This window comes from Paraburkholderia dioscoreae, assembly GCF_902459535.1.
Classification (GTDB): domain Bacteria; phylum Pseudomonadota; class Gammaproteobacteria; order Burkholderiales; family Burkholderiaceae; genus Paraburkholderia; species Paraburkholderia dioscoreae.
Window position 1 is genome coordinate 1,870,192 of record NZ_LR699553.1, and the last position, 22,358, is coordinate 1,892,549.

18 protein-coding genes are annotated in these 22,358 nt (G+C 65.4%); 14 read left to right on the forward strand and 4 right to left on the reverse strand.

Annotated elements, in window-relative coordinates; all coding sequences use genetic code 11:
* Positions 1-280 precede the first annotated feature (280 nt).
* The 6 genes from PDMSB3_RS08285 to PDMSB3_RS08310 are packed head-to-tail and all read left to right on the forward strand — an operon-like array spanning position 281 to position 8,308.
* Positions 281-814, forward strand: coding sequence for a GNAT family N-acetyltransferase (locus tag PDMSB3_RS08285; protein ID WP_007182181.1), 534 nt, complete (start codon positions 281-283; stop codon positions 812-814).
* Positions 814-2,385 carry an O-antigen ligase family protein gene (locus PDMSB3_RS08290; RefSeq protein WP_165185733.1) on the forward strand — a complete coding sequence of 524 codons (1,572 nt, stop codon included), beginning with the start codon at positions 814-816 and terminating at the stop codon, positions 2,383-2,385. The genes PDMSB3_RS08285 and PDMSB3_RS08290 overlap by 1 nt, the downstream gene beginning before the upstream one ends.
* Positions 2,386-2,396: 11 nt before the next feature.
* A complete protein-coding gene (locus PDMSB3_RS08295) occupies positions 2,397-3,575 on the forward strand; it encodes a glycosyltransferase family 4 protein (protein WP_007182179.1) in 1,179 nt (392 codons plus the stop codon).
* Complete coding sequence (locus PDMSB3_RS08300; protein WP_007182178.1) at positions 3,572-4,729, forward strand: glycosyltransferase family 4 protein; 1,158 nt, start codon at positions 3,572-3,574, stop codon at positions 4,727-4,729. The genes PDMSB3_RS08295 and PDMSB3_RS08300 overlap by 4 nt, the downstream gene beginning before the upstream one ends.
* Before the next feature lie 13 nt (positions 4,730-4,742).
* A complete protein-coding gene (locus PDMSB3_RS08305) occupies positions 4,743-7,157 on the forward strand; it encodes an NHL repeat-containing protein (protein ID WP_165185736.1) in 2,415 nt (804 codons plus the stop codon).
* Entirely contained in the window at positions 7,154-8,308 is a 1,155-nt protein-coding gene (locus tag PDMSB3_RS08310; RefSeq protein ID WP_165185739.1) for a glycosyltransferase family 4 protein, read from the forward strand. The genes PDMSB3_RS08305 and PDMSB3_RS08310 overlap by 4 nt, the downstream gene beginning before the upstream one ends.
* A gap of 49 nt (positions 8,309-8,357) precedes the next feature.
* Here the strand turns inward: PDMSB3_RS08310 and PDMSB3_RS08315 are convergent, their stop codons facing one another.
* Positions 8,358-9,818, reverse strand: a complete 1,461-nt coding sequence (locus PDMSB3_RS08315) for an oligosaccharide flippase family protein (RefSeq protein WP_007182175.1) — start codon at positions 9,816-9,818, stop codon at positions 8,358-8,360.
* A 333-nt stretch (positions 9,819-10,151) separates the two neighbouring features.
* Between PDMSB3_RS08315 and PDMSB3_RS08320 the strand changes: the two genes are divergently transcribed.
* The 8 genes from PDMSB3_RS08320 (at position 10,152) to lepB (ending at position 19,510) form a co-directional block, all read left to right on the forward strand.
* On the forward strand, positions 10,152-11,144 hold the full coding sequence (locus PDMSB3_RS08320; protein WP_165185742.1) for a glycosyltransferase family 2 protein: 993 nt from the start codon (positions 10,152-10,154) through the stop codon (positions 11,142-11,144).
* A gap of 142 nt (positions 11,145-11,286) precedes the next feature.
* Entirely contained in the window at positions 11,287-13,191 is a 1,905-nt protein-coding gene (locus tag PDMSB3_RS08325; RefSeq protein WP_165185743.1) for an alpha/beta fold hydrolase, read from the forward strand.
* A 49-nt stretch (positions 13,192-13,240) separates the two neighbouring features.
* Complete coding sequence (locus tag PDMSB3_RS08330; RefSeq protein WP_011488113.1) at positions 13,241-14,074, forward strand: class I SAM-dependent methyltransferase; 834 nt, start codon at positions 13,241-13,243, stop codon at positions 14,072-14,074.
* A 123-nt stretch (positions 14,075-14,197) separates the two neighbouring features.
* The gene (locus PDMSB3_RS08335; RefSeq protein ID WP_011488114.1) at positions 14,198-15,790 is read left to right on the forward strand and encodes a mannose-1-phosphate guanylyltransferase/mannose-6-phosphate isomerase; all 1,593 of its coding nucleotides are present in this window, start codon (positions 14,198-14,200) and stop codon (positions 15,788-15,790) included.
* Entirely contained in the window at positions 15,765-16,358 is a 594-nt protein-coding gene (locus PDMSB3_RS08340; RefSeq protein WP_165185744.1) for a flavin reductase family protein, read from the forward strand. Before PDMSB3_RS08335 ends, PDMSB3_RS08340 begins: the two co-directional genes overlap by 26 nt.
* A 345-nt stretch (positions 16,359-16,703) precedes the next feature.
* On the forward strand, positions 16,704-17,423 hold the full coding sequence (locus PDMSB3_RS08345; protein WP_011488116.1) for a FadR/GntR family transcriptional regulator: 720 nt from the start codon (positions 16,704-16,706) through the stop codon (positions 17,421-17,423).
* A 146-nt stretch (positions 17,424-17,569) separates the two neighbouring features.
* Positions 17,570-18,568, forward strand: coding sequence for a Gfo/Idh/MocA family protein (locus PDMSB3_RS08350; RefSeq protein WP_165185745.1), 999 nt, complete (start codon positions 17,570-17,572; stop codon positions 18,566-18,568).
* Between the two features lie 240 nt (positions 18,569-18,808).
* Complete coding sequence (gene lepB, locus PDMSB3_RS08355; protein WP_165185746.1) at positions 18,809-19,510, forward strand: signal peptidase I; 702 nt, start codon at positions 18,809-18,811, stop codon at positions 19,508-19,510.
* A gap of 19 nt (positions 19,511-19,529) precedes the next feature.
* Here lepB and PDMSB3_RS08360 read toward each other — a convergent pair whose 3' ends face one another.
* The 3 genes from PDMSB3_RS08360 to PDMSB3_RS08370 all read right to left on the reverse strand — a co-directional run bounded on the left by PDMSB3_RS08360 (position 19,530) and on the right by PDMSB3_RS08370 (position 22,294).
* The gene (locus PDMSB3_RS08360; protein ID WP_011488119.1) at positions 19,530-20,189 is read right to left on the reverse strand and encodes an amino acid ABC transporter permease; all 660 of its coding nucleotides are present in this window, start codon (positions 20,187-20,189) and stop codon (positions 19,530-19,532) included.
* A 112-nt stretch (positions 20,190-20,301) separates the two neighbouring features.
* Positions 20,302-21,096, reverse strand: coding sequence for a cystine ABC transporter substrate-binding protein (locus PDMSB3_RS08365; protein ID WP_011488120.1), 795 nt, complete (start codon positions 21,094-21,096; stop codon positions 20,302-20,304).
* Positions 21,097-21,232: 136 nt separating this feature from the next.
* Entirely contained in the window at positions 21,233-22,294 is a 1,062-nt protein-coding gene (locus PDMSB3_RS08370) for a quinone-dependent dihydroorotate dehydrogenase (RefSeq protein WP_165185748.1), read from the reverse strand.
* Positions 22,295-22,358 lie beyond the last annotated feature (64 nt).

Consider the following 22,358-nt stretch of genomic DNA (forward strand, 5'->3'; position numbering starts at 1 on the left):
TGTGTCCATTGCCGCGGCGCATGCCGGTGTGGTCCATTTGCCGGGCGCGACGCGTTCACAGTCACGGCGTGCGGTTTCAGGCGGCGTGCTGACATGCCGTGCCCCGATGTCCTGTATTTAAGAATTGTCAAAGCCCAGCGTCAGTGCGATGGCGCACGGAAACACGCGGTTTGCGGACGTACCGTGTAGCCATCAGAACGGGCCGGCGCAGGCAGCCAGGCCGTCGAGGCGGGCGCGCGATGCCGGCTTCGTTGAATTTATTGGACCGCTGGGGAACGTGATGAACTGGAAAACGCTGGAATTCGATCAGCTTTCGGCACGCGAGTTGTATCTGATCTTGCGGGCGCGCAGCGCGGTGTTCGTGGTCGAACAATCGCATGTTTGTCTCGACGCCGACGGCCGCGACGAAAACGCGTTGCATGTATTCGCCGTGGAGGACATGGCGCGCCCGATGCCGATTCTCGCCTATGCGCGCCTGCAACCGGGCGACGCGGAAGATCCGGAGATCACCATCGACAAGGTGCTGACGAGCCCGCTGCGACGCGGCGACGGCACCGCCGAACTGCTGCTCGAACGCGTGCTGCAGGCGCTCGCCGAACGTTGGCCGGGACATGCCGCGCGTGTCAGCGCACCGCTCGGTTTGCGCGGCTTCTATGAGCAATTCGGCTTTCGCAAGACTGAAGGGCCGTATCTCGAACATGGCGTGCCGTTCATCGGCCTCACTCGCCAGGTGCGCGTGAGTCAGCCGCTGTTCGGCGTGCGGCGCCGCGAGCGCGACAGCGCCGTGCTGGTCAATACTTTCGAGTTGCTGTGATGGGGCGAATGCTCGTCACGCCATCCAGTGCGCAGCTTGCACTGGCGAGACCGGCGCCGGACAGGCCGCGCGCGCTGCCCGGCACGGTTTCCGGACCCGCCGCGCCGACTGCGGTGCCGCTTGCGCCGGTTACGCGCAGGCAGGTCAGAGGCCTGCGGCATCCGCTGCGCCTGCCGTTGCTGCTGTTTGCGGTGACGTTGGGGCTGATCGCGCTGCATCAGGGCCGACTGGTCGAGTACTTCTTTCCGTTCGCAGCGTTCGGTATCGCGTTGCTGTTGTACTGGCGCTCGCCCGCGCATTACCTCGGTTTCGTCTGCTGGCTGTTTTTCCTGACGCCCGAGGTGCGCCGTCTCGCGGACTTCGTCAACGGTGCGTTCAATGATCAAAGTCCGATCATGATCGCGCCTTTGCTTGCCGTCGCGCTCACCGGCCTGACCTTGCTCAAGCATGTCTCGCTGTTGGGGCAGCGCCGCGCGGCGCCGCTCGTGCTGATCGTGATCGCGCTGCTGTATGCGTATGTGGTCGGCATGGCGCAGGTCGGCCCAGCCGCCGCGACCTACACGCTCATCAACTGGCTGTATCCCGTGATGGTGGCGTTTTATCTCACCGTCACGTGGCGCCATTATCCGGACTATCACCGGGTGCTGCTGAAGACCTTTGTTTATGGCGGACTCCTGATGAGCGTGTACGGCCTCGTCGAATTCGTTTCGCCGATGCCGTGGGACGCGTTCTGGCTGATCGCTTCGAAAATGCAGTCCGAGGGGCAGCCCGTGCCGTTCGGCATGCGCGTGAGCAGCACGATGAACTCGTGCGGCCCGTTCGCGGTGACGCTCATGACGATTCTGCTGATGTCGTTCGCGGCACGCGGTAAAGCGCGCATCGTGCTGGGCTGCGTGGGAATTCCCGTGCTGCTGCTCACCAGCGCGCGCAGCACGTGGGGCGGCTTTGCGATCGCACTCGCGTATTCGTTTCTCATGCTCAACGGCAAAAGCCGCATGCGTCTGTTGGCCGGCGTGCTGGGACTGGCCGTAATGGCCGCGCCGCTGATGATGATCGATCAGGTCGCCGAACCGGTGATACAGCGCTTCAGCACGATGCAGAACCTCGGCCAGGACAACAGCTACCAGGCGCGCGCGGAGTTCTACAAGAGCTTCTTCTCCTCGGCGTTCACCGACATCGCGGGGCAGGGGCTCGGCACGATCGGACTCGGCACCAAGCTCTCCGACGACAAATCATCCACGGCGATGGTCGATTTCGACAGCGGCCTGATGGAAGTCCCCTTCGTGATGGGGTGGCCGGGCACGCTGCTGTACGCCACCGGCGTGCTCATGCTGCTGTGGCGCGCGTACCGCGCGAGCCGGCTGCATCCGAACGACCTGCTGGCGATTTCCGGCGTCGGCGTGGCCGTCGCGATTTTCTCGATGATGATTTTCATCAACACGCTGACCTCCGTATCGGGAATGTTTTTCTTTCTCGGCGTGACGCTGCCGGTGATCTCGCTGCGTTATGCGCGCGAACGCCAGAACGTGGCCGCCGCGGCTTCGCCACGTCACAACAAGATATCCAGATGAAGGACAAGAGGATGCGGATTCTGATCGTCACCCACGTCGTGCGCAAGAACGACGGCCAGGGGCGGGTCAATTATGAAATCGTGCTGGCGGCGCTCGCCGCCGGTCATTCGGTGACGCTGCTCGCCGCCGAGGCGGCGCCTGAACTGGTGCAGCATCCCCACGTGCGCTTCGTGCAGGTCGCCACCAGCCGTTTGCCGACCAAGCTGCTTCAATACCAGATGTTCGCGTGGCGCTGCGGCGCATGGATTCGCGCGCATCGCAACGAGTTCGACGTGGTGCACGTGAACGGCTTCATTGCGTGGGCGCGTGCCGATGTCAACGCCGCGCATTTCGTCCACGACGGCTGGTATCGCTGCGGCTTCTATCCGTTCCGGCTGCTGCACAACCTGTATCACGCGTACCAGGTCACCTACACGCTGCTGAACATCGTGTGTGAGAAGTGGGCATTCCGGCACGCCGAAGTGATCGTGCCGGTGTCGCAGAAAGTGGCGGGCGAGGTTCGCGCGCTGGGCATCGGCGGGGCACGCGTGCAGGTGATCCATAACGGCGTCGACACCGGCGAATTCACGCCCGGTGCGCCGGAACGGGCTCGCTTCAATCTGCCGCAAGGACCGTTCATGCTGCTGTTCGCCGGCGACCTGCGCATGTCGCGCAAGAATCTCGACACGGTGCTGCATGCGCTCGTGCGTACGCCCCCGAACGTGCATCTGGCGGTCGCGGGGATTTTGCACAACAGTCCGTATCCCGCGCTGGTGGAGTCGCTCGGATTGACGCAGCGGGTCCACTTCACGGACATGGTGATGGACATGCCCGCGCTGATGCGCTCGGTCGATGCGTTCGTATTTCCCTCGCGCTACGAGCCGATGGGACTCGTGCTGCTCGAAGCGCTGTCCGCCGGACTGCCGGTCATTACCGTGCGTACCGCGGGCGGCGCGGAAGTGATCGCGCGCGGCAGCGGCATCGTGCTCGACGATCCCAACGACGCCGCCGCGCTCGCCGTGGCGATCGAACATCTCGCGAAGGAACCGGACTACGCGCGACGCCTTGGCCTCGCCGCGCGCGCGGTAGCCGGCACCTTGAGCTGGCAGGCTATGGCCGAGCGTTATCTGTCGGTTTATGAGCAGGTGCATGCGCGGCGTACGTCGCGCGAGCTGCCGGCGGCGTGTGCGACCGCATCGGCGGAGCTATGACCGATATGTCCATCGACTCGCTGCAAATCGGTATGCACTGGTTCAACGAGAGGCCGGGCGGCCTCGACCGCATGTTCAAGGCGTTGATCGATACGCTGCCCGACCAGGGCGTCAATGTGCGCGGCATGGTGGCGGGCACGCCGGGCGTGTTCGATGCGTCGGGCGGGCGCGTGCTGGCCTTTGCCGGCGCGCAGTCGCAACTCGGCACGCGGTTGTGGGGCTCGCGTAGGCAGTCGCGCGCGCTGCGGGCCGCGAAGATGCCCGACGTGGTCGCCTCGCATTTCGCGCTCTACGCGGCGCCGACTGTGGGCGTATTTCGCCGCGTGCCGAAGGTCGTGCATTTTCACGGACCGTGGGCGGCCGAATCGTTTCCGGGCGGCGGTGGCGGCTGGTCTCGCGCGGCGCGTGTCGCGCTCGAACGTTTCGTGTATCGCAGCGGGACACGGCATATCGTGCTCTCGCAGGCATTCGGCTGCGTTCTGCACGAAACCTATGGCGTGCGTGAGGACAGCATTCGTATCGTGCCGGGTTGTGTCGACGTGGCGCATTTCAATACGCGCGCGACGAAGCGCGAGGCGCGCGGGCGTTTGCGTTTGCCGCAGGACAGGCCGCTGCTGTTCTGCATGCGGCGCCTCGTGTCGCGCATGGGACTCGAGGATCTGATTGATGCGATGGCTATCGTCAAGCCGATGATCCCGGACGTACTCCTGATCATCGCCGGAAAGGGGCCGCTGGAAGCGCAATTGCAGGCGCGCATCGTCTCGCGTGGCCTGGAGCGCAATGTCCGGCTGGCGGGTTTCGTGGCCGACGAGAAGGTGCCGCTGTGGTATCGCGCGGCGGATCTTTCGGTGGTGCCCACCGTGTCGCTCGAAGGCTTCGGGCTCACCACGATCGAATCGCTCGCGGCCGGCACGCCGGTGCTGGTGACGCCGGTGGGCGGCCTGCCGGAAGCGGTGGCGCAGCTGTCGTCCGAACTGGTGCTGCCGTCGAGCGGTTTCAGGTCGATCGGCGAAGGTATTGCCGACGTGCTGCTCGGGCGCCGCGCGGTGCCGGATGCCGAAGCGTGCCGCGCGTATGCGAGCGCGCATTTCGACCGGCCGGTGGTCGCCGCGCAGGTTGCGCGCGTTTATCGCGAAGCGATCAGCGCATTCTGATGCGCCTGTGATCATGCGAAGCTCTGCACGCAAAACCTTCGAGCGGCTCGTGTGCGTTATCGCCGTGGCGTTGCCGGTGCTCGTGCTGGTCACGGCGGGTGGTGCCGGCTGGACGACACACGGGCCGACGCTTGCCACCGAAGCGGCGGCAGCCACTGCTGCGGCAACCGCGACCGCCACGACCGTGGCCGCGGCCAGCCGGCCCGCCGCCGAAGCGCATGCCGTCTCCGCTCATCCTTCGCTATCCTACCGAACCTCGTGGATCGGCAATACGTGGGGCTACGCCGATCATCGCTGGATGCAGATCGACGTGCAGGCGCTCGCCGTCACGCCCGACGGTGACGTATTCACGAACGCACCCTGGGACGAAGGCGGCGGCGAACTCGGCCAATACCGCAACGGCGAACTGGTTCGCCACGGCGGCGAGTCGCATGGCTGGGGCATGATGGGCGGCGACGCGATCGCGGTGAACAGCGAGTACGTATACGTCGCACAGACAATGGTGAGCCTCGGCAACGAAGAGGCGAAGCACCGCGCGACTCCGCGCGAGGGCGAAGTATGGACGGGCGTGGCGCGCCGCAGCCGCGCCGACATTCGCGACGGCGTGCCGTTCGCCGGTCAGGTGAAATTTCCCGCCGGCAGCCGGCTCGCGTATCTGTTGATCTCCACCTATTCGGACAAGACGGACTATGCGGTCCGGGGCCTCGCTGTCGACGACACGCGTCTGTTCGTCTCGAACCTGCTCGACAACCGTGTGCAGATCTACGACGCGCAGACCATGCAGCCGGTCGGCGCATTCCCGGTGCATGAGCCCGGCCGCCTCGCGCTCGCTCCCGACGGCTCCTTGTGGGTCATTGAGAACAGCCGCACAGACAGCGCGCGGCGCGTGGTTCACCATGCGCGCGATGGCACTCGCCTCGCCGAACTCGCATTGCCCGACGGCGTGGTGCCGGTGGATCTGACGGTCGATACGCACGGGCGTTTGTTGATCGCCGACAACGGCGTACGCCAGCAGATCCTGATCTTCACGGCGACGCCCGGCGCGACGGCGGGCAGCACGATTGAGCAGGGAGCGGGCCTGCAACTGTCGGCGAGCTTCGGGCAGGAGCGCGGCATCTATGCGGGGCGCGCCGGCGCGCCGGGGCCGCGGCGCTTCAACGGGCTGACCGGCGTGGGCGTGGACCGCGGCGGCAACCTCTACGTGTCGATGAACGGTGCGGGACCGCGACCGTTCGGCACGGGCCCGAGTACTTACGACGGCGCACTGCTCGAAAGCTATACGCCCGATGGTAAGCAGCGCTTCAGTCTGCAGGGACTGTTGTTCGTCGACGGCGCGCAGTTCGTGGATGGCGAGCCGCCTTCGGTGTACAGCGGCAGCAAGCGCTTCACGCTCGATCTTTCGCGACCGCTTGGCCAGGAGTGGTCGTATGCCGGCTACACGGCGGACCGTTTCCGCTATCCGTACGATCCGTATTTTCATCTGTATCTCGGCGGCCAGCGCGGCATGCCGATGGTGCGCGACGTGCGCGGTCACCGGCTGCTCTATACGACCGACATGTACTCGTCGTATCTGCGGATCTACCGTTTCGCCGACGATCGCGAGACCGCGATTCCCGCAGGGCTTTTCTCTCAATCGCATATCGACGGCGCGTGGCCGCCGAACCAGCCGCGCCAGGGCGAATGGATCTGGCGCGACACGACGGGCAAGGGCGACTTTTCCCCGGCGGCGTTCGACCAGAACCTCCGCAGCACCGACGCGCCGCAAATGCGCGGCTGGTGGGTGGATAGCCACGGCGATATCTGGCAGGGCACCGAATCGCAGGGCATTCGCTGCTTTCCGTTGCAGGGCTTCGACCGCGTCGGCAATCCGGTCTACCGCTACACGGCGATGCGGCAGTATGCGCCGCCCGCACCGTTCTACCGGATCGCGCGCCTGAATTACTTCCCCGATCAGGACAGCATGTTTGTGGCCGGTTCGACGCCGGCGCATCCGTTCGTTCAGGAGAACTGGAACGGCGCGGGTTCGCAGTTGGCCCGCTACGACCACTGGAAGAGCGGCAAACCTGTGCTGCGCTATGTGATCGGTTTGCCCGACCGCGGCGCGCCGGACTGGTCGTCGATCAGCGGCTTCGCCGTGGCCGGCGATTACGTTTTCGCGGTCGAAACGCGCGGCGCGGTGGTGCGTGTGTACGACCGCGCGACCGGACGCGATGTCGGCCGCCTCTCACCGGGCAAGGAAGTCGGCTCGACGAGCGGCTGGGTCGATGTGCCGATGCCGATGACCGCCCATCGCCTCGCTTCGGGCGAATACCTCGTGCTGGTGGAAGAAGACGCGTACGGCAAAGCGCTGATGTACCGCTTCACACCGCAAACCGCGCCGCCTGCCGCGGCCGCCCCTCACTCAACGACTGTTGCGCAGACTCCATGAAAATCATTCACCTCGCCAATCACGCGAAATGCATCGGCAATGGCATCGTCAACGTGATGGTCGACCTTGCCTGCCTGCAGGCGCGCGCCGGCCACGACGTGACGGTGGCTTCGGCCGGCGGCGGCTTTGAAGCCCTGCTGGCGCGGCACGGCGTGCGTCATGTGCTGCTGCCGCAGTCGCCTAGACCGTCCCGCGTGGTGGGCATGGTGGCGGCCTTCAGACGCCTCATCGCGCAATACGATCCCGACGTCGTGCACGCGCACATGATGACCGGCGCGTTGATCGCTCGCATGAGCGCGCTGCGGCGACGCTACGTGCTGATCACGACGGTGCACAACGAGTTTCAGCGCAGCGCGACGCTGATGGGCGTGGGCGACCACGTGGTGGCGGTCAGCGATGCGGTGGCCGTGGCAATGGCGCGGCGCGGCATTGCGCGGGAGCGTCTGAGCGTGGTGCGTAACGGCACGATCGGCACGCCGCGCCTCGCCGACACGCCGATGCCCGCGCAGCCGCAACTCGCGCATCCATGCGTCGTCACGGTGTCGGGCATGTATGAACGCAAGGGCATCGGCGATCTGCTGTACGCCTTCGTTCTGCTGCACAAGCGCGTGCCGGACGCGGTGCTGTATCTCGTCGGTGACGGGCCGGACCGCGTTGCAATGGAGGAATTGGCGCAGCAGTTGGGTGTCGCCGCGCAAGTGCGCTTCGAAGGTTTTGTCGCGGACCCGCGCGCGTATCTCGCCCAGGCTGACGTGTTCGTACTCGCTTCGCACTATGAAGCCGCCGGGCTCGTGCTGTGCGAAGCGCGTGAACTGGGGCGCGCGATCGTAGCGACGCGCGTGGGCGGCATTCCCGAGATGCTCGACGGCGGCGAAGCCGGCGTACTCGTGCCGGTGCAGGATCCCGCTGCGTTGGCGGAGGCGATCGGGCATCTCATGACCGCGCGCGACGCGCATGCGGCGCTGACCGCACGCGCGCCGCACAAGCTCGAAAAATTCAGCGTGCAGCAGGTGAGCGACGGCTATCTGTCGATCTACGAACGCACGTTGGCAAGTTGCCAGCCGCGCCGTTTTGCCAGCATCGCCACGCGCGGGATGACGGCATCGGGCAGGGTGGTGCCTGATAGCGTCACGCAATCGACCACGATCTGATAAAGCGGGCCGCGCACAGCGACCCGCTTGAACCCGCCATTCTCCGGATTTAACTGCTGGTGGACGGCGTAAAGCGTGCCCAGAGCTTGTAGACGACGCCGCGCAGTTCGCTCGACCCATGCAGCGACAGCCCGAGGTTCGCGAGCGCCAGCACCAGTGCCGCGGCGATCAGCGTCGGCAGCGCGCTGATCGAATCGGCGAGCACGACCGCAACCAGCAGGAACGCGAGGTGAGCCAGCATATTGCGCACGATGGTCCACACGTGCAGCCGCGCAAAAACCAGCAGCACGCCATAGTCGAAGAGCGTTTTCAGCGTGACGACGACACCCGCGCCCATGATCCCGAACCAGTGAATCCCGCACCATAGCGAGCCGGCGAACACCGGCAGTTCGAACCAGCTTACCGTGGCGACGGCCGCCGGACTGGTCTGCGCCTGGATCAGAATGCCCAGAATCCCGCACTGGCCGCTCAGCCATACGCCGAGCACGAGCACGCTGGCGACCGGCGCGGCGGCCGCGACTGTCGGTCCGAGCCAGAGCAGCAGGAAAGGCTTGAGCGCGAACAGCGCGACGATCACGCACGGCGTAAACGCGCCGTTGAGAAAGGCGAGAGCGCTATGCGCCAATGCGTCCGCATCCGCGCGGGAGACGGCCGACAGGCGCGGGAACAGCGTGCGCACCATCGCGATAGGCAGCAGATTCAGGCGCGTGATCAGGTTCTGCGGCGTCGCGTAGTACGTCACGTAGCGCGCGCCGAGCAGTGCGCCCACCAGCACGCGGTCGAGCGTCGACGCAATCATGTTGGCGCCGGAGAACATCAGCATCCACCGGCCATAACGGAACAGTTCGGCCATCACATGCCATTGCGGCATCCGCACGCGGCGAATTCCCAGCGCGCGAAACGCGGCCGCGCCCAGCATCAGGCCGGCGACAAGACGCGCCACCACAGCCGCCGGAATCACCACCGCGAGCGAGGGCGAAAAGCAGAAGATCGCCGCTAACGGCAGCAACTGGAACAGCGCCGTGCCGAGCGTCTGGTTGATGTTGAAGCTGGCGAAGCGTTCCACGCCATTGATGGCGCCGGCAAATACCCACGAGACGTTGGCGATCGGCACGGCCACGGCGATCCACGGCAGGCTCGCCATTACTTCGCGCTGGAAGGCGGGTTCGATCTTCACGCCGTGCGTGATATAGACGACCGTGCCGACATAAATGAGCAGGCCGCCGACGATGCCGGTGCCCAGATTCATGAACCACGCGCTCCAGAAGATGCGCTCGATCGAGTCGTCGTTGGCGGCGCGTGCTTTGGAGATCTGATTTTCCGTGGCGAGACTCGTGCCGAGATCCAGCACGCTGAAATAGCCGATCAAGGTCCACACCAGATTGATCACGCCGTATCGCTCGACGCCCATCAGGTGAATGTAGGCGGGCACGGTGACGAGGGAGATGAACGTTGGAGCGATCGCTCCGGCGAAATTGATGACGATGTTCCTGACGATACTTCTTTCCATGGTGCGCGGTCCGGCGTCTGAATTCCTGCAATGGTGTGGTCCGTTCTGGCCGCTGTCGGTGCGTAGTCGCACCCTGCAGCACGCTTTACGCGACGGCGTCGGTCCGTCGCAGGTTTCGATATTGCCCTGGCCCCCAGCGCGTCTATGTGTGTGGCCGTACAGATACTTGCCATCGGGCAGGGTTAAATGCAAATCATCAGAAGGTAGTGCGCGCGGCGGCGGTTTGCCGCGCATTCATCAAACGGGGTTTGACAATGAAGCGTGCCGGATTCGAGCGCCGCTCGCGGGCCAGAATGCAAAGCGGCCTGAACGCGAACTGTTTGCGGAGCACACATGGTTGATCGCACCGGCGACCAGCAGGGAAGCGGCGCGACCGAACTGGATGCGCGGCTGATCTCCATCTGCATTCCCACCTGCAACCGGCCCGCGCTGCTCGAACAGGCCATCGCGAGTTGTCTCGCGCAGACTTATGGCGAGTTCGAAATCGTGATCGGCGACGATTCGACCGATGACAGCGCGCAGCAGGTGGTGGAGCGCTGCCGCTTGCACAGCGACCGGTCCATTCGTTACGAGCGCAATGTGCCGCGGCTCGGCCAGGCGTCCAATGTGAACCGGTTGTTCGCGCGCGCACACGGTGCCCGGCTCGTACTGCTGCACGACGACGATCTGCTCGAAGCGGATGCGTTGAGCCGTCTCGACGCTTGCTGGCAAGCCTGTCCAGAGTTGACAGCGGCATTCGGCAAGCAGCGCGTGATCGCCGACGACGGCACGCCGCGGCCCGACGCCAGCGAACGCCTGAATCGCGATTACCGGCGTGTGCCAGGGCGTGCCGGAAGGCTGCCCGTGCCGGCGCTGGCCGGCATCGACCAGATGTTCCCGAACAACGGCTATCTGGTGAATACCGTGGACGCGCGCCGCATCGCGTATCGGCCGGCCGCGGAAGTCGGCGAAGCGTGCGACTTCGATTTCGGGTTGCGGCTGAGCGTCGCGGCAACGGCGATCTGCTTCGTGGACGAGTTCGTGTCCGTATCGCGTGAAACGGCGCTGTCGATTTCGACGCATGCGCTGCCCGCCATGCACGCGTTTGCGCAGCTACGCGAGAGCCATGTGCCCGCCGCGGCGCAGGCCGCGCGCGAAGATGCCCTGCGCCGCGTGGCGCCGCGCGCGGCCTCGGCCTATGCGCGTGCGGGCGAGCCTGCCGCGGCCTGGCGTGTGCTGCTGTCGAGGCATTACCCGATGCGCGACAGACTGCGCGCACGTTTCCTCTATCACGTGCTGCTTGCCGCGCGCTCGACGTTCGCGCTGCGCGCGCCGCACGGCAATTGATGGCGCTGCCCGCTGCTGATCACCCGCGCCACGGTCGTTGGCCGATATATCGGACTCCGAGTCAATGTGGCGGGACGTACAGACCAATCATGCGATGGCTGATGTAATGCGTTGAAAGGGAGAACCTCGTGAGGAGCATAGCGTGAGGCCTGTAGTGTTCGGCGGCCAGTTCGGCTGGTTGCATCCGGCGAGCGGGGCGGACGGCGTGGTGTTGTGCTACCCGTTCGGCTACGACGCGCTATGCACTTATCGCGGCATGCGCAGGCTGGCCGAGCGGCTCGCCGCGCGCGGCATGCCCGTGCTGCGTTTCGACTATCCGGGCACGGGCGATTCGGCGGGCGAGGCGAACGAACCCGGCCGCTGGCGCGCATGGATCGACAGCATCAGGCAAGCCGTGGCGTTGCTGCGCGAGACCGCCGGTGTCGAACGCGTGACGCTGTGCGGCATGCGGCTCGGCGGCACGCTCGCCGCGCTGGCCGCTCAGGAGCTTGGCGGCGTGGACGGCCTCGTGCTGCTCGCGCCCGTTCTGTCGGGCAAGAACTATCAGCGCGAGTTGCGTGCGCATTATCGTCAATGGCTGTCGATTCCGGCTGCGATGGATTGCCTGGCCGAACCCGATACCGACGCTTTTGTGGAGGCATACGGCTTTCGTCTCTATCGGGACACCCTGGAGAGTTTGCGCGCCGTCGATCTGAAACGCGATGCACAGCGGCCGGCCGGCCGCGTTCTCATACTCGATTCGCTCGATCCCATGCGGATCGACGCGCTGGCTGCGCATTATCGCGAGCAAGGTATCGACGTCGACCGGCAGTCGTTCGACGAGTACAGCAAGTTCATGATGGAGTCGCTCGACAGCGAGATTCCGCAGGCGGCATTCCAGTCCATGGAAAACTGGCTGGCGGACGGCGTGGCCCGTGCGAGTGCATCCGGGCGCGCGAGCAAGATCGGCGATACCAATGCTAATGACCAACATGCCGCTGATCACGAGACGGCCCACGTGGTCGAGCCCGGTGTGATCGAAACGCCGGTATGGCTCGACGGCGGCAGGCTGTTCGGCATCTATTGCCGGCCCGAAGCACGCGGCGCGGCCGCCGCGCCGGCCGCGCTGTTGCTGAATACAGGCGCCGTGTCGCGAATCGGCAATGCGCGGCTCGGCGTGCGCTTCGCGAGGCGTCTCGCGCAACAGGGCATTGCCTCGTTGCGGGTCGATCTCGGCGGTCTGGGCGACAGCATGCCGTCGCTCGACGCATTGAGCCTCGACGCGCTCTACGCGCAGTCGGGCGTCGACGACGCCGCCTGCGCCGCGCGCTTTCTGACGGCGCAAGGCCATCGCGGCGCGGTATTGCTCGGCATCTGCGCAGGCGCCTATGTCGGCCTGCATGCCGCGGCGCGCGAGCCGGCGGTGCTCGGCGCGGTGCTGGTGAATCTGCAGAAGTTCGTCTGGCAGAACATCTGCGATGAGCACGGCAAGCCGACCGTCGCGGTAGCCGCGTTTGGTTCGACGCGCAGCTATCTGCGCTCGATGTGCCAGCCGGGCAAATGGCTGCGCGTGCTGAAGGGACAGTCGGGCGGCTGGCCGGTTGCGCGCGAACTCGCGGGCCGCTTCGCGGCGCGCTTCGCTCTCGCGTTTGCCGACCGGCTCGAACGTGTTTGCGGCATCGAGATCGCTGCGCAGGAAGAGCGCAGGCTGATAGCCGCAGTGGATGCACAAGGTGTCGAGACACGGCTTCTCTATGGCGTCCTCGATGAAGGCGTCGAAGAACTGGAACGCCATTTCGGTGTACGTGGCGCGCGATTGCAGCGCTTCAGGCATGTTCGCGCGGCGTTTTGCGTGCACACCGATCACGCAATCCTGTCGTCCAGCGCGCAGGAAAATGTGATGTCGTATTTCGAGCAGTTTTATCGCGGCAGCTTTAGCGAGCGCCACGTGGCCGATACCGTAGCCTCCCGCGAGCCGTCCACGCAGCGCGCCGGCTGGCGGCGCGCCCGGGCCACGCAATGGCTTGTAAAGCGTGCGCGCGCGTTTCGTCTATTCGGGGAAGCGTAATGAATGCGCAAGGATTGTCCGGCGCACCTACGCTTGAAGGGAGCGCGCCATGAACAGTCCTTCCGAGTTGGACCGCATCAACCAGGTTGCATGGAATTCGCCCGACGCCGCGCGCGTTTTCACGCTCGACAAGACCTATTCCGATCCCGGCGAGCAGGCGGCGTTCGATTGGCTCGCGCCGCGTTGCGCGGGCGAGCCGCTGCTCGATATCGGCGTCGGCACCGGCCGCACCATTCCGCTGATGACGGCGATCTCGAACGACTACACCGGCGTCGACTACACGCTGAAGCTGCTCGATCTAGCGAAGGCGCGCTATCCGGAACGCGACCTTCGGCATATGGATGCGCGGGACATGTCCGCGTTGCCGTCGGGCCATTTCGGACTCGCGGAATTCAGCTGGAACGGCATCGACTGCGTGGACTACGACGATCGCGTGAGGATTCTCGAGGAGATGTATCGCGTGGTGCGGCCCGGCGGATACGTGCTGTTTTCGTCGCACAACCGCGGCGGCCCCGGCTACCGCGAAAACATCTGGCAACTGCTGCCGCGATTCACGTTCAATCCGCTCAGATTGGGCTGGCGCACGCTGCATTCGGTGCGACGCTTTCAGCTAGGTACGCTGAACTATCTGCGCAACGTGAAGCTGAACCATGACTACGGCCGCTACGCGATCAAGACCGCGGCGGCTCACAACTTCGGCATTGTGATCATCTACACGACACTGGGTGAGCAGCGCCGGCAGCTCGCGCAGGTGGGCTTGCAAAGCGACGCCGTGTTCGGCAGTTGCGCAGGCGATCGCATTGCCGACGACGTGGAGGAGAGCAACGCGTGGTGGTTTCACTTCATCGCGCACAAACCGCTGGCCGCTTACCGTTTCGATTGACGGGCGCTGAAACGAAGAAGAAGCAAAGATGAAGCAAAGAAAGACACGGCATCGCCCGCAGCGCGCGGACGACTCCCTGCAACAAAGAACCGCGCCAGTTTGACCATACACGGGGAATCGCAAATGAATCGCATCGTAGAACCAGGCAATCCGCTCGCGGCGACCGCGAGCGTTACCGGAACGGCCACGCGTTTGTCCGTGCAGCCGGTGATACTCGCAGGCGGCTCGGGGACGCGATTGTGGCCGCTGTCGCGCGAACGCAATCCGAAGCAGCTGATCGGCCTGATGGGCGACGAGTCGCTGCTCGAAAGGACCCTGCGCCGGCTCGACGCGTCGTTCGCCGCGGTGGAGCACGAAACGCCGGCAGCCGGCACGCGCCTTATCGCGGCGCCGCTGGTGGTCTGCTGCGAGGACTTGCGGCTGCAAACGCTCGAACGTCTGCAACGCCTGGAGAGGCCGGGCCGGCCGGTGCGCATGGTGCTCGAACCGGTGCCGCGCAACACCGCGCCCGCGCTGACGGTGGCGGCGCTGGCGGCGCGCGCGGCGGCTGTCGAGGGCGACGATCCGGTCATCGTGGCGCTGCCGGCGGATCACCTGATCGGCGATCACGTTGCGTTCGGCAAGGCGCTCGCCGAGGCGCTCGAACACGCGGCGGCGGGCGCGATCGTCACGCTCGGCGTGCCGCCGAAGCGCGCGGAGACCGGCTACGGCTATATCCGCACGGGTACGGCGCTCGGCACGCGAGGCGCGCGCGTCATCGAGCGGTTCGTCGAGAAGCCCGATCCGGAACTCGCGGAGCGCTACGTCGCGTCCGGGGATTACTGGTGGAATAGCGGCATGTTCGTGGTGCGCGCTTCCGTGTGGCTCGCGGCGATCGAGTTGTGCCAGCCGGCGATCGCCGCAGCCTGCGCGGACGCGTTCGAGCAGGCCACGGTGGACGGCGACGGCGCCCTGCATCTCGCGCGCAAGGCGTTCGCCCTGTGCCCGTCCGATTCGATCGACTACGCGGTGATGGAGCGTGTGGCCACCGACGCACGGCTGGTCGGCGTGGCCGTCCCGCTCGTCGCGGGTTGGTCGGACGTGGGTGCGTGGGATTCGGTGTGGGAAGCGTCCGCGAAAGACGCCGACGGCAATGTCGCGCGCGGCCGTGTGATGTTCGCCGGCTCGACCGACAGCTTCGCGCATTCGGAGGGCCGGCTCGTCGCCTGTGTCGGCGTGAGCGGCGTGATGGTGGTCGAAACCGCGGACGCGGTTCTCGTCGTCGCGAAAGACCGCGTGCAGGACGTCAAGGCGGTGGTCAGCCGTCTCAAGCTGGAGCACGGCGCGGAAGCACAGGAGCATCGCAAGGTCGGCCGGCCGTGGGGTTATTACGACTCGCTCGAACGCGGCGCGCGCTTTCAGGTGAAGCGCATCGTCGTCAAGCCGGGCGGCCGTCTTTCGCTGCAGATGCATCATCACCGCGCCGAACACTGGATCGTGGTGCGCGGCACGGCGCGCGTCACGCGCGGCGAGGAATGCTTCTTTCTCACGGAGAATCAGTCCACTTACATTCCGCTGGGCGTTACGCACCGGCTGGAGAATCCGGGCAAGACTTCGCTCGAAATGATCGAGGTGCAATCGGGCGGCTACCTCGGCGAAGACGACATCGTGCGTTTCGACGACCAGTACGGTCGCGATCAGGAGAGCGGCCATGCAGGCAAGGGTACGTCACGCTGAAGCACCGCAGCCCGCGCAGGCGGCGGCTTTCGACGAGCGGCGCTTCCGTCATGCGCTGGGGCGCTTCGCGACCGGCGTCGTGGTGATCTCGACGGGCAGCGGCGACGGTTTGCATGCGATGACGGCGAACGCCTTCATGTCGGGCTCGCTCAATCCGCCGCTGATCGTCGTCTCGGTTGGACACCGCGCGCGCATGCACGAGCGCCTGATGGACAGCGCGCTGTTCGGCGTGAGCGTGTTGTCCGAGGCGCAGGAGCCGCATAGCCGCCACTTCGCCGGCGAGCCGCAAGGATGGCTCGCGCCGCGCTTCGCGGCGGTCGAGGGGCTGCCGGACGTGGTGCTCCTCGAGCACGCGGCGGCGCGTTTCGCGGCGCGCGTGGTGGACCGGCATCCGTGCGGCGACCATACGTTGTTCGTCGGCGAGGTGCTGGTGTTCTCGCTCGATGAGCACGCGCCGCTGATTTTCTTCGGCGGCCGCTATGGCTCGGTTGCGGCGCGGGGTGCAACGCAGGGGTCAACGCAGGCGTCGACCCAGGACTCGCCGTCACTCGCGGCCCGCCCGTGCTGATGCGAACCGATACGCACGCCGGCCGTCGTTTTGCGCCAGTCGATATCCGCCTCGCGTGTTGCAGATCAGACAATTCGCGTTGCAACGTGCGTCTTCGCACTATGCAAATTTCTCCGCACAGGCACGCTTGAGACGCAAGCTTATGGCCCGTCAGAATATGCGGCGTTACACGGAAGAAACAATTCTTCAGAGGGATAACCCTCTCGGGAAGTGTCCCAACTGGCGCAAGCGTTTTGAAGCTAGCAACGTATCGTAGAAGAACAAAGTCACACTCATAAAACGACACACAAGGGCCGCTCGATCAACAGGCTACGCGGGGGCAAACACCGCTTCGGGGAGAGTGTCATGGAACAGGCAAACAAAGATCGATCGCTCGTGAGCAAAGTCATGGATGGACTGGTCACGGGCATCGTCGAAGAGAAATACGGCGCCATACTGCCACCGCAGGATGTGCTGTCCAAGGAGTTCGATGTCAGCCGCACCGTCATGCGCGAGGCGCTGTCGATGCTGCTCGCGCGCGACATGCTGGACGTGCGGCCCAAAATCGGCACGCGCATCCGGCCGATGAGCGATTGGCGCATGATCGACGAGGACGTCGTGAACTGGCGTTTTCGCGCGAAACCCGATCCGCTGTTTCTGCGCGACGTGATCGAGTTTCGCATCCTGATCGAGCCGCGCGCTTCGGCGCAGGCGGCCGCGCGCGGCAGCGCGGCGGATATCGCGGCGATTCGCGAGGCGTTCGAGGCATTCCGCGCGATCCGCCCCGGCGAGCCGGGCTATCAGGAAGCGGATGAACTGTTCCACGCCCGCATCGTGGTCGCGAGCGGCAACCAGTTCTTCAAGCAGATGGCCGCGATCATTCGCGGTGCGCTTTCGACCGTCAACCCCATCGTCACCGACCGTGACGGACTGTGGGAAACGGCGGTCAATTCACACCAGCGCGTGGTGGACGCGATCGAGCGGCATGATCCGAAAGAAGCGGAAATCGCCTCGCTCGCCATGATCGATTACACCGCGGAAGAAGTCGGCAGCCAGTTTTCGGCGGAACCGCCGGCACGCGGCTGAGCGTGGCCGCTGCGGCGGCACGGCGGCTCGCCGATTGTTCCTCGTGAGACTGTGCAGCACGAAGGGCGCGAGTTCAGGCCCACGCGGGAGCGTGCGGCATGCGCGACAATAGCGCCTGTTCTGAACTGCATGGACTCGAAGGAACGATGACAATCGCAACACAGGAAGTCCCCGCGGACGGCACGATCCGCTGGGGCATCGTCGGGACGGGCCGCATTGCCCGTCGTTTTGCTCAGGGTCTCGCTCACGTGCCGCAGGCGCGACTGACCGCGCTGTGGTCACGCCGCGCGGAACCCGCCGGCGCTTTCGCCGAAGAGTTCGGCGGCGAGGTTTGCGCAAGTTTCGACGCGCTGCTCGCGAGCGGTATCCACGCGCTCTATATCGCCACCGTCCAGGACAGTCACGCGGGCTATGCGATCGCCGCGTTGCAGGCCGGGCTGCACGTACTGTGCGAAAAACCCGCCACCATCAATCAGCCGCAACTCCAGCGCGTGCTCGACGCCGCGCGTGCCGCGCAGCGGCTCTTCATGGAAGCCATGAAGCCGCCGTTCTATCCGCTCTACAGAAAGTTGCGCGCGCATCTGGACGCCGATCCGATTGGCGCGGTGGGGCTGGTGCGGGCCGGTTGTTCGGTGCCGGGCGTGCCGGACGATCATCCTTCGCTGTCGTTCGGGCATGCGGGCGGTGCGCTGCTCGACATCGGCATCTATGAAATGTTTCTCGCCGTCGACTGGCTGGGTGCGCCGCGCGAAGTGCAGACGCTCGGGCGGCTCGGCGCGACCGGCGTCGATACGTTCGCCAGCCTGAACAGCCAGCATGAGGGCGGCATCGCCCAACTGTTCTGCGGACTCGATCTGCACGGCAAAGGTGATGCGCTGCTGATGGCGACAGGCGGCCACGTCACGATTCACGAGCCGTGGTGGAACCCGTCGCGCGCAACGATCCGGTATGCCGGCGGACGTGTGATCGAACTCGATGAACCGTTCGAAGGCGGGGGCCTGAACTACGAGACCGCGCACTTCTGCGAGTTGATCCGGGCGGGGCAGGTGGAGAGTCCGGTGATGCCGCACAGCAAGTCGTTGCAGATGATCGCAATGGCCGACGCGGCGCGTGCGGCGCTTGGGTTGAAGTTCGCGGGCGAATGAGAGCGCGCCGAGCGTTCGTCGAGGCGCGCATCTCGTGGGCATGCGCGAACCCCGCGCGCGTCTGACGAGACGCGCAAGCCGGTGCTGCTGCCGTGCGATTGCGCGAAGCTGCTATGCCGATTCGCCGCCGACGTTCGCCGTTGCTGCCGGCGGCGGTGGTACGATTTGCGCGGGCATGCTGCGAGAGAAAACGCCGCACATGCCACTGCTTTCGAATCCCTTCCAATGGAGCCGCCTGCCATGCGCATGCTCGGAAAACTCTGGCGCGACAACAAGAGCCTCGTCGCGTTCCTCTTCCTGATGGTGCTGTTTCGCAGTGCCGTGGCCGACTGGAACGTCGTGCCGAGCGGCTCGATGCTGCCGACCATCCGTGAAGGCGACCGGATTTTCGTCGACAAGATGGCCTACGATCTGCGCGTGCCGCTTACGCATATCGCCATCGCGCATCTGCACGATCCGCAGCGCGGCGATATCGTGACGATCGATTCTTCGGCCGCGCATGAATTGATCGTCAAGCGTCTGATCGGTTTGCCCGGCGACAGCGTGGCGATGCGCGAGAACGTGTTGTACGTGAACGGCGTACGCGCCGATTACCAGCCGCTGAAATTCAAGCCGCTGCCCGGCGACGCGAGCTCACCCGGCGATTATCTGACCGAGCGCTTCGATGGCGTCGCGCATATCGTGCGGCTCGCGCCGCAAGCGCCAAGTCCGCGCGATTCGTTCGGGCCGGTGATCGTGCCGCCCGGCGAGTATCTGATGCTCGGCGACAATCGTGACGACAGCGCCGATTCGCGTTACTTCGGTTTCTTTTCGCGCAAGGAGCTGATGGGGCGCACGCGTCGCGTCGCGTATTCGCTCGACCCGGATCATTACTACGCGCCGCGCTTCGAGCGCTTCGGCGCGCGGCTCGATAGTTCGGCGTCGGCGGTCGCGAGCCGCTAAAGCGGGCGCGGCCGGGCGTTCAGTGGCGCGACGGCAGCGCGAGGCGCCGTTCGTACCAGCGCTGCACGCTTTCGAGCATCTGGCACAGCACCCAGTAGACCGCGGCCGCGGCGAGATAGAGCGGCAGCGGCTGATAGGTCGAGGCGATGATTTCCTGCGCGCTGCGCAGCAGTTCGGTCACGGTAATCACCGACACCAGCGAGGTGTCCTTGATGAGGCTGATCAGACTGTTCGACAGACTCGGCACGGCAATGCGCAACGCCTGCGGTGCGATCACATAGCGCAGCGTCTGGCGGCGCGAGAGGCCGAGACTATAGGCGGCGAGCCACTGACCCTGGTGAATCCCCAGAATCGCGCCGCGCATGCTCTCGGACAGATACGCCGCGACGTTCGCCGACAACGCAATCACGCCGGCCGGCGTGGGGTCGAGTGAAATGCCGAAGCTCGGCAGGCCGTAATAGATCACGAAGATCTGCACCAGCAGCGGCGTGCCGCGCATCACGCTCACGTAAATGCGTGCGATCCAGTTCAGCGCGCGGCTGTGGCTCACACCCATCAACGCGAGCACGGCGCCGGCGATCAGGCCGAAGATCATCGACAGAACCGCGAACTTGATCGTCAGGACGGCGCCCTGTGCGAGCACGGGCAGCGATTCAACGAGCAGGGAAGTGGTGGACATGAGCTGAACGGTGGTCGGGTTGGCGCGCAAACGCGCACATCATGAAGTTTGCTGCAGAAGCGCGAAGGGCGGCATCGCCGACGATGCCGCCCTCCGTTCCAGCCAGCGCGTCTTATTTGATCGGCTTGCTGACGTCGATACCGAACCACTTGTCCGAGATCTTCGAGAACGTGCCGTCCGCTTCGAGTTGGGTCATCGCGTCGTCGATCGCCTTGGCGAACTTTGGGTTGCCCTTCCTGAACGGAATGCCGGAAGGGTTGCCCGCGCCGACGTTCGCACCGGTGCGCAGCGGCAGCGGCGAGTTCTTCATCAGGTAGGCGAGCATCAGGCGGTCGTTGAGCGCCGCGTCCAGACGCCCGGCGGCCAGATCGCGCAGGTATTCGGGCGCGCCCGGATAGGTCTTCACGTCGATGCCCGGCACCGACTTCGCCATGTCCATGTAGTTCGTGCCCAGACCGACGCCGAGCTTCTTGCCCTTCAGATCCTCGAGCGATTTGAACTGGCGCGTGTCGTCCTTACGCTGGATCAGTTGCGCGGCCGAGTACGTGTAGGCCGGCGAGAAATCGAGCGCCTGCTTGCGCGCGTCGGTAATGCCCACCTGGTTGACGATCACGTCGAACTTGCCCGCCTGCAGGCCGGCGATGATGCCGCTCCACTCGGTCGTGACGAATTCCGGCTTCACGCCGAGCTTGGCCGCCACGGCTTTGGCGATGTCGACGTCGTAGCCGACCAGTTCACCCGAAGGCGCTTTCGAATTGAACGGCGGGAAGGTGCCTTCGAGACCGATACGCAGCGTGCCGCGCTGCTTGACCTGGTCGAGCAGGTCGTCGGCATGCGCGGTGACGGCGGTGAACGACGCGCCGATCAGACCGGCGACCAGAATCTTTTTCAGCAAACCAAATTTCATCGAGTTCCTTTTTTGTTCGTCTGGCGTTTTAACAGACGAAAGCATAACAAAGCAGACTATCGAAACCAAAATACCGTTTGTTTATGTCTATATTACGGGCGCCGCACAGGCTGGCGGGCCGCTTCGCGGGCTGCGCCTAGCGCAACGCCTGAACGCATTCGGCGACCAGCGCCGGTCCGCAGTAGATGAAGCCGGTATAGAGCTGCACCAGCGACGCGCCGGCCGCCATCTTGGCGCGCGCGTCCTCGCCCGAGAAAACCCCGCCGACGCCGATGATCGGCACCGTTTCGCCGACTTCCGCGCGCAGCTTGCGGATCACTGCGTTCGACGCGTCGAACACCGGCTTGCCCGACAGGCCGCCGGCTTCGTCGCCGTATGGCATGCCGGCGACGGCGGTGCGCGAGAGCGTGGTGTTGGTGGCGATCACGCCTTCGAAGCGATGGCGCAGCAGCGTGTCCGCGATCGATTTGATCTGTTCGTCGTCGAGGTCCGGCGCGATCTTCAGCGCGAGCGGCACCAGCTTGCCGTGCATGTCGGCCAGACGCTGCTGCTTGTCCTTGAGCGCCGCGAGCAGCGCGTCGAGTTCGCCCGCGCCCTGCAACTGGCGCAGATTCTTCGTATTCGGCGACGAGATGTTGACCGTCACGTAGCTGGCGAACGGATACACGCGGTCGAGGCAGTACAGGTAGTCTTCGGCGGCGCGCTCGATCGGCGTGTCGGCGTTCTTGCCGATGTTCAGACCGAGAATGCCGCGATAGCGCGCGGCCTGCACGTTCTTCACGAACTGGTCGACGCCCGCGTTGTTGAAGCCCATGCGGTTGATCACGGCGTTCGCCTGCGGCAGACGGAACATGCGCGGGCGCGGATTGCCCGGCTGCGCGCGCGGCGTCACCGTGCCGACTTCGATAAAGCCGAAGCCGAGCGCGGCGAGACCGTCGATGCATGCGCCGTCCTTGTCGAGCCCCGCGGCGAGCCCCACCGGATTGCGGAACGTCAGCCCCATTACGGTGCGCGGCGCATCCGGCACGCGCGGCGCGAGCGCGCCGGCGAGGCCGGTGCGGCCGGCGGCGCCGAGAATACGCAAGGTCAGGTGGTGGGCGTCTTCCGCGTCCATGCGAAAGAGTTGGGCGCGTACGAGCGGGTAGAGGGAACTGAACACGGGACGAAGCCGGGCGGCCGGAAAATGGGAACCCGCCATTTTACCGGCTTTAAGGCATGACTTTGACGCATTGATGAAGCCGACTCGCTGGACCGGGCGGCGA